The organism is Blautia sp. HCP28S3_G10 (genome assembly GCF_052065235.1).
GTDB lineage: Bacteria > Bacillota > Clostridia > Lachnospirales > Lachnospiraceae > Blautia_A.
In genome coordinates this window covers 1-10,983 of sequence record NZ_JBQHUL010000061.1, presented here as the reverse complement: position 1 = coordinate 10,983, position 10,983 = coordinate 1, and the positions used below count along the sequence as shown (strand labels likewise).

Here is a 10,983-nt window from a genome sequence, read left to right as displayed (position 1 = left end):
GAAAAACTCCAATCTATCAAAAATCGCATGTGAATTATAGTGAATTACTCCAACTCGCAAAGGGCTGGGGTAATTTTATATCTGACCGCATCATTATTTGGCGGTTACTTTGAACCAGCTATGTGGGATTTAGAACTTGGAAAAAAAATAAATTTATTGCAGATAAAGTAACTTTCAATACGATGAATGGACAACCGTGTTAGAATGTTTTATCAATTAAAACAGATATAATGGAAAGTGAATTATGGCTAAATACTTTGGGACAGACGGCTTCCGTGGTGAAGCCGGAATTACATTAACAGCCGACCACGCCTACAAGGTGGGGCGTTTCCTCGGCTGGTATTATAATGCTCTCCGTGAGCGCAACGGAGATAAAGAGCCTGCCCGTATCGTCATCGGTAAGGATACGCGTCGCAGCTCCTATATGTTTGAATATAGTCTGGTGGCTGGTCTGACTGCTTCCGGTGCAGATGCTTATCTGCTCCATGTCACCACCACTCCGTCCGTGGCCTACATTGCCCGTGTGGATGACTTTGACTGCGGCATCATGATTTCTGCCAGCCACAATCCGTACTACGACAACGGCATCAAGCTGATCGACTGCTATGGTGAAAAGATGCCGGAAGAAACTTTGCTTCTGGTAGAGGACTACATCGATGGCAAGCTCCATGTATTTGACAAGGACTGGCCGGAGCTGCCTTTTGCGCACCATGAGCACATCGGCTGCACCGTGGACTATGTGGCAGGCCGCAACCGCTACATGGGTTATCTGATTTCTTTGGGTATTTACTCCTTCAAGGGTGTGAAGGTTGGTCTAGACTGCGCCAATGGTTCCAGCTGGAATATCGCTAAGAGCGTTTTCGATGCTCTGGGTGCAGATACCTACGTTATCAATAACAAGCCGAACGGTCTGAACATCAACAATAATGCTGGCTCCACCCACATCGAGGGTCTGCAGAAGTTCGTAGTGGAGAAGGGCTTGGATGTTGGCTTTGCCTACGATGGTGATGCTGATCGATGCTTGTGTGTGGATGAGAAGGGCAATGTTATCACTGGCGACCACATCCTGTACATCTACGGCTGCTATATGAAAGAACGTGGTAAGCTGTTAAATAATACAGTCGTTACCACAGTTATGTCCAACTTTGGCCTCTACAAGGCTTTTGATGAGCAGGGCATCGGCTACGCTAAGACTGCTGTGGGTGACAAGTATGTTTACGAGTATATGGCAAAGAACGGTTGCCGTATTGGTGGTGAGCAGAGCGGCCATATCATCTTCTCCAAGTACGCAAGCACTGGTGACGGTATTCTGACCAGCTTGAAGATGATGGAAGTCATGTTGGCAAAGAAGAAGCCAATGAGCGAACTGGCAGCACCGCTGAAGATCTATCCGCAGGTGCTGGAAAATGTCCGCGTTACGGATAAAAAGGCCGCACAGAACGACCCAGCAGTGCAGGCAGCAGTCAAGGCTGTGGCAGAAGCACTGGGCGATACCGGCCGTATTCTGGTGCGTGAGTCAGGTACTGAGCCGGTGGTTCGTGTTATGGTGGAAGCACCTGACCACGATACTTGCCAGAAGTATGTTGATGAAGTGGTCAATGTGATCTGCGAAAAGGGATATAAGGCGTAAAGTCAATGACGACTCTGGCAGTTACCCGGAGTCGTTTTGCATAAAAGGGAAAGTATAATAGATTAAATAACGGGAGGGATAAACCTATGTGTGGAATCGTTGGTTTTACAGGAAACCGACAGGCAGCACCTATCCTGTTGGATGGTCTGTCAAAACTGGAATATAGAGGATATGACTCGGCCGGACTGGCTGTCCGTGACGGAGAAAATCTGGCACAAGTCGTGAAAGCGAAGGGACGCCTGTCCAATCTGATCGAGAAAACAGATGGCGGCAAGGCATTGAAAGGAACCTGTGGTATTGGTCATACTCGTTGGGCGACCCACGGTGAGCCGAGCCAAACCAATGCACATCCGCATGTTTCAGGTAACTGTACCCGTTCTGGTTCCGGCACAGTGGAGTCTGAGGTCGTTGGCGTACATAACGGCATCATCGAGAACTATACCGAACTGAAAGAAAAGCTGCTGAAGCATGGCTATACGTTCTACAGCCAGACGGATACGGAAGTAGTCATCAAGTTGGTGGACTACTATTATAAGAAGTACAACCTCGGTCCTATTGATGCCATCGCTAAGACGATGGTGCGTGTCCGTGGTTCCTACGCTCTTGAGCTGATGTTCCGTGACAATCCGGGCGAGATCTGGGTGGCACGTAAGGATAGCCCGATGATCATCGGCATTGCGGATGGTGAGACCTATGTGGCTTCGGATGTCCCGGCAATTCTGAAATACACTCGCAACGTGTATTACATTGGCAACCTTGAGTTCGCAAAACTGACTCCGGGTGAAGCTCATTTCTATGACTTGAACGGTGATGAGATCGAGAAGCAGACCACTGAAATCAAGTGGGATGCCGAGGCTGCCGAAAAAGGCGGCTTTGAGCATTTCATGATGAAAGAAATCCATGAGCAGCCGAAAGCTGTTCAGGATACCCTTAACTCTGTGATCAAGAACGGCGCTATCGACCTATCCAGTGTGGAGATCACCGAGGACGAAATTAAAAACTTTGAGCAGATCTATATTGTTGCCTGTGGCTCTGCATGGCATGTGGGCATGGCTGCTCAGTATGTGCTGGAAGATATAGCGGATATCCCAGTGCGTGTGGAACTCGCATCCGAGTTCCGTTATCGGAAGATGCCGCTCAATCAGAAGGCACTTGTAATCGTTGTCAGCCAGTCTGGCGAGACAGCAGATACATTGGCTGCACTGCGACTTGCAAAAGAAAAAGGCATAACCACAATGGCAATCGTCAATGTGGTAGGCAGCAGTATTGCCCGTGAAGCGGACAAAGTGTTCTACACCCTTGCTGGTCCAGAAATCTCTGTTGCAACGACCAAGGCATACAGTGCACAGCTGGCAGCCATGTACTGTCTGGCGGTTCAGTTTGCGAAGGTTAGAGAAAAAATCACTGAAGAACAGTACAGCTACTATATTTCTGAACTGTTGACTCTCCCGGAGAAGATGCAGAAAACTTTGGAAGATAAAGAGCGCATTCAGTGGTTTGCAGCAAAGTATGCCAATGCACACGATGTGTTCTTCGTAGGTCGTGGCATTGACTATGCTGTCTGCTTGGAAGGTAGTTTGAAACTGAAAGAAATCAGCTACATTCACTCGGAGGCATATGCTGCTGGGGAACTGAAGCACGGGACCATCAGCCTGATTGAGCAGGGAACACTGGTCATCGGCGTGCTGACCCAGAGCGAACTCTATGAAAAGACTATCAGCAATATGTTGGAGTGCAAGAGCCGTGGTGCTTATCTGATGGGGCTCACTACTTATGGCAAGTATGAAATCGAAGATCAGGTAAACTTCACAGTTTATGTTCCAAAGGTGGACGAGCACTTTGTTGGTAGCCTGGCAGTGATTCCGTTGCAGCTACTCGGCTACTATGTAAGTGTTGCAAAAGGATTGGACGTGGATAAGCCGAGAAATCTTGCAAAGAGTGTAACAGTGGAATGATAAAAGTGTTATCCAAAATTCTCACAAACATCCTGACTGCTCTGTATGAGCCGTTTGGATTCTCACTCTTGCTTTCATTCCTCGCAATGTTTTTCTATCTGTATGCGTATGAACCTACCGCAGCAGGTAAGGGATGGAAGAGTGCCATAGTGACATGGTATCAGAAGTTCAAGGAGCGTGTGTTCTTTCGGAAACTGTTTCTATTGGCCTTTGTGACATCAATGATTTTGTTCCGAACATTATTGAACCGTAACCTCTGGATGAATCCTTTATCCGATGTCATGGGTGGCTGGGGCATCTGGGAGACTGTGAATGGTGAACAGAAGCTGACCACTGAGTGCATCGAGAACGTAATTATGATGGTGCCGTTCTCAGCAGTAGTGATGTGGACATTCGGAGAGAAGATAGGAAATGGCTGGAAGAAGATACTGTGGCAAAGCGGAAAGATAGCGTTCATCTTCTCGATAAGCATTGAGATGTTGCAATTATTGCTACGGCTAGGAACGTTCCAGCTATCCGACATCTTCTATAACACAGTCGGCGGAGTGCCAGGCGGTTTAATGTACTGTGCGGTGATGAAGGTAAGAAAGCGTCTGTAAAACTGGATGAAATTGTGATATACTGGGAGCGGTAGCTCCCTACGCTGCTCGAATGAATCACACACATCTCCGTGGTGAGCAGCAGGCAACGATCTTATGATCGGCTGAGATGTGATGAAATGATAAACATAGGAAGAGAGGCCACTGTTATGAGTGATATTAGATTCTTGTTGAAATTCGGGCAAAAAGAGCATATGGAAAATTTAGTTGCAGGAAATCTTTATTGCTCTAATGCCCAAACATTCTGGGGAATAGAAGATAATATGAAGATTCGAGGGCAAGGAGATGTTCTTGAAGCAAGTACAGTGGTATATGCTCAAAGTATGACTATGTGTGATCCAGCAACGCATGAAGTGTTGACACAAATAAATAATCAGACAAGGTGTATAGCACGAGTTGCTCCCGCTAAGAAAATGCCGGTTTTTTGCTTGTTTGCAGTTTTTGATGAAGACTGTGAATTAGGGGAAGATGGCAAAATTAGAATCAAATTATCTGAGAAAACAAAAAATACGATTAGAACACACTTCCCGAATGCTGATAGTGTTGTCATAATTGATAATCCTAATAATTTTATAGAGGATGTAAAAGCATCAATTGGACGTGAAATCAAAAGTGAGTTGGTTCATTATTTTCATATTGATGAGGGATTCCCAGCAGAAAATGGACAAACCGCAATGGACATGGAGTACATGAAATATGTGACGCAAGATGTTCCACCAGTCGTAGAAGATGGGCGAAAAACGTATAGCTTTTACGGGGATTTTGCATATAGAGTATTGTTTTGCAAGGATGTATTTTTTAAAGATGAACAAGAGTTTAGATTTGTTATGCCGGAAGAACATATATCAGTAGGAACAAATTATCCAGTGAATCTTAGAGATACATATAAAATAGAAGAACTTGAATCTTTCATGAGAGAACACTGATATTGCCCTCATCCCAACACACTACTACACTTAAACAACTATAAAAGGAAAGAGGTTATCACCTATGCCCAGAACGAAAGGCAGCAAAAACCGTCCCAAAACCAATAACGACTACGCATCTCAGATTGCGGAGAAGCAGGAGACTATTGCGTCCCTGAATACTGAGATCGCATCCATCACTGCCAACATTGACACTTTGAAGGCTGATCTGAAAGAGAAGAAGTCTGCTCTGAAGAAGACCGAAAAAGAAGTGGCAACGCTGGAAGCGAAGAAGGCAAAGGCAGATGCTAAGGTTGCTGAAGAAGCTAAGAAGACCGAAGCCGAGGCTGTGCTTAAGAAGCTGTTGGCAAGCGGCATGAGCGCGGACGAGATCCTCGAAAAACTGAAATAAGATCGGCCGTGTGGACAAACTGAACTCCAGGAGTTCACACGGTATTTTTTTAAGGTTGCCATATAGTTTATAACGAAAATAAAAGAAGAACAAAATTAAAAGAAATGGAGTGTGAGAAAAATGAACTTGTCTAAAATACATCATATTGCAATCATCGTATCTGACTACGAAGCAGCTAAGGATTTCTATGTGAACAAGTTGGGCTTCTCTGTCATCAGAGAAAACTATCGCTCGGAGCGTAAGGACTGGAAGCTGGATCTGCGTGTCAATGAACACACAGAGCTGGAGATTTTTGCTGAGGAAAACCCTCCGAAGCGTGTAAACCGCCCGGAAGCCTGTGGGCTACGTCATCTTGCATTCTGTGTGGAGAGCGTGGAGCAGATTGTGAAAGAGTTGGCGGAGGTAGGGATTGAATGTGAGCCGATCCGTGTGGATGATTACACCGGCAAGAAGATGACATTCTTCCATGATCCGGATGGACTGCCGTTGGAGCTGCACGAATAATCATGGGAGAAAAAAGAGCGTATAAACCCCGGAAGCCCGGTGGCGGCCGGAAAAAGTTGAAGCCGGAGTATGATGCCGGGAAAAACCTGAAAGAGCAGATGGATGCTGCTGTGGCGCTTTATAATTCTGAGATGTCCTTGCAGGCCATCGGCGAAGAACTGGGATTAAATCCAATAAAAGTAAGAAAGCTGCTCATCACGGCCGGTGTGTATGAATCTGAAGTGGCGGAGAAAGTAAAAAATACTTTTGAAGAGTACCGAGAAACACAAGACTACAAAACCTCCATACTCTCAACTGCAAACACCCTGAAACTTTCCAAAGCCTCTGTTACCTCGTACCTGCCTTATAAAAAAGGCGTGTACTTCCCAAGTACAGCAGAAAAAGAGAAGATCAGTGTTGGGGCAGAGCGGCAGCGGAGATACAGAGCAATGAAGCGGTGGAGGGCTGATTCGACAGAAGAAAACTTCTGGGGTGTGGTTCTGGCCTATGCTGGGGTAGGATTTAAAACCTACTCTGGATTGCCATTTACTTATGAGGTGCGGAAAGGCAGGAACGGCGAGTACACGAAAGAGCTGTGGATCGACCGCCGGGAGAAGAGTAAAAGTCTAGCGTGGAGTTCTATAATTTTGGCACTGAAGAACATTAAAGGAGAAGTGGTAGACCGCCCAAAGGCTCTGGGGGATATCCGGGGCGTGACTTATATTTACGGGATGTTCTATCGGTTCGGCTTGATTGATGTGCCGGACAAGGTAAAGGAGAAGATGGGCCGTCCAAAAGACCGCAAAAAATAGGTTGCTATGTGCAAAAGTCTACGGTAATATGTGCCATAACTGAGGATGTGAATCTCGGTTGGGAAGGATGGTAGCATTATAGAAAAATTGAAAGAAATGCTGGAGGAGTACATGAAGAAAACGAAGCCGGAATATTATCCGCCGGTGGAGAATCTGCTGGATCTAATCTACGAGCATTATACAGAGAACAACCCAGTAGAGAAAAACACAGTTGCCGGGAAAACTGCAAAGGTCAAGGAAAAAGAACTGGAAGAGTGGCTGTGTAGCTTGGAAGGTATGGATAGGCTCGTAGATGACTACGTCGGAGATAAGATTCCGCTTTGGGAGAAGATCATGGACCGGCAGGGAACGGTGTGCTGTGCATGGGAAAAGACCGCTTTTGAGGAAGGTCTGAAAGTCGGAATTCGGCTCATGATGGAAGTGTATAGCTTGTGATGGAAATAAAGTGAACTCCTGGAGTTCAAAAAAGCCCTCGCTTGTTGTGGCGAGGGCGTGTGTTCTTATTTTTCAGGCTTTTCAGCTTTTTTCTTCTTCGGTGCAATTTTGTGGCCTGAGTAGATTGCCATGCCTATGCAGACCAGAGAGCCACAAGCAAAATACTTGTGAGCCTGCATCAGTTTTTTGCAGCCCGTGTAGAAGCATCCTGCCATGCAGGCAAGTGCGCCAAGTGACCAATATTTATGTGCTTTCATTTTGTGTGTCCTCCTTATCTTCTTTCTGTATTTTGAGCAATTCCTCGATTTCCGTTTTACTCGCCGGCCGTACTGCCTTTTTATTATCGTGTGCTACCGCTCCGCAGTCTGGACAACGGTCAGGTAGTTCCTCGGCAGAGAAGCAGTAGCGGCAGGCATCGCAAAAGTAGTAGTTCAAGTCATATTCACCCCAATCTCTAATATATCTTCAAATGCAATAATGGTCGGCAGCTCTTTGCCGGTATCGTTTATAAATCCTGTGTAAATTCGCAGTTCTTTATTTATCACATCCACAGAATCCAGTATTCCGGCTATATTCTCATAGTAGCCGTCCGTGAAATATTTTATTGTGATCTCTTGACCTTTCCAAAGCTGGCTGATCGTTTGGTTCAGAGCTTGCTTGCCTTCTTCAGACAGCTCGATTCTGTTTCCTTTGAGATGATCTCTGCCTTCAGAAGCAATCTCATCCTCATAGCCTCGCAAGGCGGCAAACGGAGAGAAAATTTTAGCACGATTGGACATCGGCATCCGGGGATAATTATGTGGCGGTTCTGGGCGGGAAGCATGGAGTATTTTGCCATACTTACTTTGGACGGATCTGCCTTCCGGTGTGTTCTTGTAGTCCATGTTCTCCCTCCTTACTTGGCCTTGTGGCCGCCTATCTGCTGATTTCTTTCTCTCATCGTTGCGCCATCCAGATAGTTGGTTCCTTTCAGAACGGCGTTCTTGCCGAACTTCTTCTTGAGACCCAGCATCGCATTCTGCAGCTTTTTCTCTTTTTCCAGTTTGGTTGTGTCCGTGAATAGGTCAACTTGGAAAAATCCTTCGTCTTTGACCACACGGTTAGCAGCTATAGTGATCCGTCTCACAGTCAGTGTTTTATCAGCTATTTTCTCGAACAGCTCAGTTGTGGCAGAGATCAGGATACTGCCGAGGTTGGTTGGGTTATCTAATTTTACGGTTCCATGGGCACCTTTCGGAACGGTGCGGCCGTAGTGATCGATGTGTACCGGACCTCTGTACTTTCCGCAGTCACAGTTTTCCCGGTCATAGCCAACATCCAGTGTCAGACTGTCCGTAACCAGCCCTTTATCCGTTAATTGTAATACTAAGCTGTCAGCCATCTCCATGACAATGATCTTTGCCTTATCATATGGGTAAGGGCAGGAGAGAACCTGTCCCTCGGAGATACTGTTGGTGCTGGGTTTGTAGGCTTTGATTTCTTTCATACCGCAGGGTTCCAGCCCCCAAGCATGATCAATCAGCAGTTCGGCGTCAACACCGAATTCCTTATATAAGATATCCTGATTGACGGTGCTGAAATATGCCAGCTCGCCCATCGTATGGATGCCGTGCTTTTCTAGTCGCTTGACGGTGCCGGGGCCAGTCATCCAGAAGTCTGTGAGTGGCTTGTGATCCCAGAGGAGATAGCGGAAGCTCTCTTCATCCAGCTCAGCGATGCGGACTCCGTCCTTGTCAGGCGCAGCGTGTTTGGCAGTGATGTCCATTGCCAGCTTCGCCAGATATAGATTGGTACCAATCCCGGCGGTGGCAGTGATGCCGGTCGTATAAAGCACTTCCCGGATCATTGTCATGGCAAGGTCGTGTGCGGTCATATTATAGTGGGATAGGTACGAGGTGGCATCGATGAACACTTCGTCAATGGAATATACCACGATGTCCTCTGGCGCGATGTATTTCAGATAGATGCCGTAAATCTGCCGCGACACCTTTTCATAATACGCCATCCGAGGCGGTGCAACAAGGTAAGAGAGTTCGAGTGACGGGTCGGCGGCAAGGGATAAGGAATCATAGGAGGCAGAGGAGAAGGATGGTTTACCGTCCTTATACACAGCTTTTCTTAATCGTACCGCTTCTCTTAACCGATTCGCATTGACCTCCTTGACCTTCTGGACGACTTCAAACAGTCTGGCGCGACCCGGAATGCCATAGGCTTTCAGGGAAGGAGACACAGCGAGACAGATAGTTTTCTCAGTACGGGAGGAATCTGCCACGACCAGATTGGTGGTAAGTGGGTCGAGGTGGCGGGCGGCGCATTCTGCACTCGCGTAATAGCTTTTAAGATCTATCGCAAGATATGTGCGTTGCATTGTACAATTTCCTCCTTTCTGACTGTGTTCTCATAATAATGCTTTTAATGTCCGGTTCTCTCGACAAACCATCGGCCTAATCGTCCGTTGAAGCGTGAGTCGAGGTGTTCAAAGAACAGGTGCTTTTCCTGCCCTTGGATGAGCACAGTAAAGCAGTCACCGGAGTAACCGTTATCGGCAGTCCCGGCAGGACGGAAGTCGCGCACTGTTTCGATTGGGAAGGTACGTCCATCCGACCATGTGATCGATGTCGGCTGCATGAAACCGGTTGGGTCGAATGTGGAATCGACTTTTACATAGATTTTTTCTTTATTCATGATGATCACCTCTTACAGCAATCCATACTTCTTCTTGAACTCCCGGACTTCCTGGGCTTTTACTTCTTCAAGCAGATGGATGTCATCATCAGCAGGAAGCTCCAGGGGACTTACCTTCCCGAGAACTCTGCCGACAATGGTAACATGATCGTCTTCAGACTTCTCACCGTAGGGGAGTGCCTTATTTAAAGAGTAGAGTTTGTGGTTCAGCATCTGCTTGATGACGGCACCATCTGCAGTAGAGCAGATAACAATATCGCCATCTTCAACAGACTGAGTATACTTTACATATACCAGATCGCCATTATGATACTGTGGCTCCATACTTGCACCGGATACACGAATCAACGCATCAGCAGATTCGTTGTATCCGTTTTTCTTTATAAACATATACTCTGGCGGTGTGTCGATAAAAGCACAGCCGGGACCAGCCGCGGCAGGAGTAGACTGCAACTCGGACAGAAAATAGTTCTCATCCAAGTATCTATCACGAGCATCTTGCTCTTCACCCATAACTGATTCAATCATCCGATCTACGATGCGCTGGCCGACGGGACTCAGTTTTCGGTACTGTCCGAACACGACTTTTTCGTGAGAAGTAAGCTGAGAACTGTTTGGTAGTCCAAATAGTTCATAAAGGGGGATGCCGAGCATACTGCAAAGAACCCGAATAGTTTCTACTTCCGGACGTGCACGATCGTTTTCCCAGTTTGTAATGGTGTTGCGTGATACACCCATGAGATCTGCCAGTTCTGGCTGGCTCATTTCATTTTTATTTCTGTATTTACGGATAACGGCACCGAAAGCAAATTCGGCTTGTTCATTCTTTTCCGCCTGCGGAAGATAGACAACAGAGCTGGAAGCAGATGACCGTTTTACAGTTACTGAGGCTTTCTTTGATAGTTTAGCCATAGTGTTTCCTCCTTGGTCAGACTGTTCAGTGCTCAGTATCTGACGGTCAATTGGAAAAGTAAATTCCAGTTCCAGTAGGTCTTGACTGGAACTTACCATTGCAAAAACAGTGGTAGAAGTAACTCTTCCAAACCTTTCCCAACCGGTTGAACACC

13 protein-coding genes are annotated in these 10,983 nt (G+C 46.6%); 8 read left to right on the top strand and 5 right to left on the bottom strand.

Annotation, left to right across the window (positions count from 1 at the left end):
* The first annotated feature begins 244 nt into the window (after positions 1-244).
* From glmM to ACTNB8_RS15545, 8 genes are all read left to right on the top strand, one after another.
* A complete protein-coding gene (gene glmM / locus ACTNB8_RS15580) occupies positions 245-1,630 on the top strand; it encodes a phosphoglucosamine mutase (RefSeq protein ID WP_441056004.1) in 1,386 nt (461 codons plus the stop codon).
* An 86-nt stretch (positions 1,631-1,716) separates the two neighbouring features.
* Positions 1,717-3,585, top strand: a complete 1,869-nt coding sequence (gene glmS / locus ACTNB8_RS15575; RefSeq protein WP_441056003.1) for a glutamine--fructose-6-phosphate transaminase (isomerizing) — start codon at positions 1,717-1,719, stop codon at positions 3,583-3,585.
* Positions 3,582-4,184 carry a VanZ family protein gene (locus ACTNB8_RS15570; RefSeq protein ID WP_441056002.1) on the top strand — a complete coding sequence of 201 codons (603 nt, stop codon included), beginning with the start codon at positions 3,582-3,584 and terminating at the stop codon, positions 4,182-4,184. The genes glmS and ACTNB8_RS15570 overlap by 4 nt, the downstream gene beginning before the upstream one ends.
* A 149-nt stretch (positions 4,185-4,333) precedes the next feature.
* Entirely contained in the window at positions 4,334-5,110 is a 777-nt protein-coding gene (locus tag ACTNB8_RS15565) for a hypothetical protein (RefSeq protein WP_441056001.1), read from the top strand.
* Between the two features lie 64 nt (positions 5,111-5,174).
* Positions 5,175-5,501, top strand: a complete 327-nt coding sequence (locus ACTNB8_RS15560) for a hypothetical protein (protein ID WP_441056000.1) — start codon at positions 5,175-5,177, stop codon at positions 5,499-5,501.
* A 120-nt stretch (positions 5,502-5,621) separates the two neighbouring features.
* On the top strand, positions 5,622-6,005 hold the full coding sequence (gloA2, locus tag ACTNB8_RS15555) for an SMU1112c/YaeR family gloxylase I-like metalloprotein (protein WP_441055999.1): 384 nt from the start codon (positions 5,622-5,624) through the stop codon (positions 6,003-6,005).
* A gap of 2 nt (positions 6,006-6,007) precedes the next feature.
* Complete coding sequence (locus ACTNB8_RS15550) at positions 6,008-6,796, top strand: hypothetical protein (RefSeq protein ID WP_441055998.1); 789 nt, start codon at positions 6,008-6,010, stop codon at positions 6,794-6,796.
* A 111-nt stretch (positions 6,797-6,907) separates the two neighbouring features.
* Positions 6,908-7,231: a hypothetical protein gene (locus tag ACTNB8_RS15545; protein WP_441055997.1), complete on the top strand. Its 324-nt coding sequence runs from the start codon at positions 6,908-6,910 to the stop codon at positions 7,229-7,231.
* 65 nt (positions 7,232-7,296) lie between these two features.
* Here the strand turns inward: ACTNB8_RS15545 and ACTNB8_RS15540 are convergent, their stop codons facing one another.
* The 5 genes from ACTNB8_RS15540 to ACTNB8_RS15520 form a co-directional block, all read right to left on the bottom strand.
* Positions 7,297-7,488, bottom strand: a complete 192-nt coding sequence (locus ACTNB8_RS15540) for a DUF6219 family protein (RefSeq protein ID WP_441055996.1) — start codon at positions 7,486-7,488, stop codon at positions 7,297-7,299.
* 174 nt (positions 7,489-7,662) lie between these two features.
* Positions 7,663-8,115, bottom strand: coding sequence for a YolD-like family protein (locus ACTNB8_RS15535; RefSeq protein WP_441055995.1), 453 nt, complete (start codon positions 8,113-8,115; stop codon positions 7,663-7,665).
* 11 nt (positions 8,116-8,126) lie between these two features.
* Positions 8,127-9,599, bottom strand: a complete 1,473-nt coding sequence (locus ACTNB8_RS15530) for a Y-family DNA polymerase (protein ID WP_441055994.1) — start codon at positions 9,597-9,599, stop codon at positions 8,127-8,129.
* A gap of 44 nt (positions 9,600-9,643) precedes the next feature.
* The gene (locus tag ACTNB8_RS15525) at positions 9,644-9,916 is read right to left on the bottom strand and encodes a hypothetical protein (protein WP_441055993.1); all 273 of its coding nucleotides are present in this window, start codon (positions 9,914-9,916) and stop codon (positions 9,644-9,646) included.
* 12 nt (positions 9,917-9,928) lie between these two features.
* Positions 9,929-10,828, bottom strand: a complete 900-nt coding sequence (locus ACTNB8_RS15520) for a S24 family peptidase (RefSeq protein ID WP_441055992.1) — start codon at positions 10,826-10,828, stop codon at positions 9,929-9,931.
* Between the last annotated feature and the right edge of the window lie 155 nt (positions 10,829-10,983).

What these genes read in the sequence shown, in the direction of transcription:
- glmM (WP_441056004.1), top strand. Translation starts at nt 245, where the DNA reads ATGGCTAAATACTTTGGGACAGACGGCTTCCGTGGTGAAGCCGGAATT.
- glmS (WP_441056003.1), top strand. Translation starts at nt 1,717, where the DNA reads ATGTGTGGAATCGTTGGTTTTACAGGAAACCGACAGGCAGCACCTATC.
- ACTNB8_RS15570 (WP_441056002.1), top strand. Translation starts at nt 3,582, where the DNA reads ATGATAAAAGTGTTATCCAAAATTCTCACAAACATCCTGACTGCTCTG.
- ACTNB8_RS15565 (WP_441056001.1), top strand. Translation starts at nt 4,334, where the DNA reads ATGAGTGATATTAGATTCTTGTTGAAATTCGGGCAAAAAGAGCATATG.
- ACTNB8_RS15560 (WP_441056000.1), top strand. Translation starts at nt 5,175, where the DNA reads ATGCCCAGAACGAAAGGCAGCAAAAACCGTCCCAAAACCAATAACGAC.
- gloA2 (WP_441055999.1), top strand. Translation starts at nt 5,622, where the DNA reads ATGAACTTGTCTAAAATACATCATATTGCAATCATCGTATCTGACTAC.
- ACTNB8_RS15550 (WP_441055998.1), top strand. Translation starts at nt 6,008, where the DNA reads ATGGGAGAAAAAAGAGCGTATAAACCCCGGAAGCCCGGTGGCGGCCGG.
- ACTNB8_RS15545 (WP_441055997.1), top strand. Translation starts at nt 6,908, where the DNA reads ATGAAGAAAACGAAGCCGGAATATTATCCGCCGGTGGAGAATCTGCTG.
- ACTNB8_RS15540 (WP_441055996.1), bottom strand. Translation starts at nt 7,488, where the DNA reads ATGAAAGCACATAAATATTGGTCACTTGGCGCACTTGCCTGCATGGCA.
- ACTNB8_RS15535 (WP_441055995.1), bottom strand. Translation starts at nt 8,115, where the DNA reads ATGGACTACAAGAACACACCGGAAGGCAGATCCGTCCAAAGTAAGTAT.
- ACTNB8_RS15530 (WP_441055994.1), bottom strand. Translation starts at nt 9,599, where the DNA reads ATGCAACGCACATATCTTGCGATAGATCTTAAAAGCTATTACGCGAGT.
- ACTNB8_RS15525 (WP_441055993.1), bottom strand. Translation starts at nt 9,916, where the DNA reads ATGAATAAAGAAAAAATCTATGTAAAAGTCGATTCCACATTCGACCCA.
- ACTNB8_RS15520 (WP_441055992.1), bottom strand. Translation starts at nt 10,828, where the DNA reads ATGGCTAAACTATCAAAGAAAGCCTCAGTAACTGTAAAACGGTCATCT.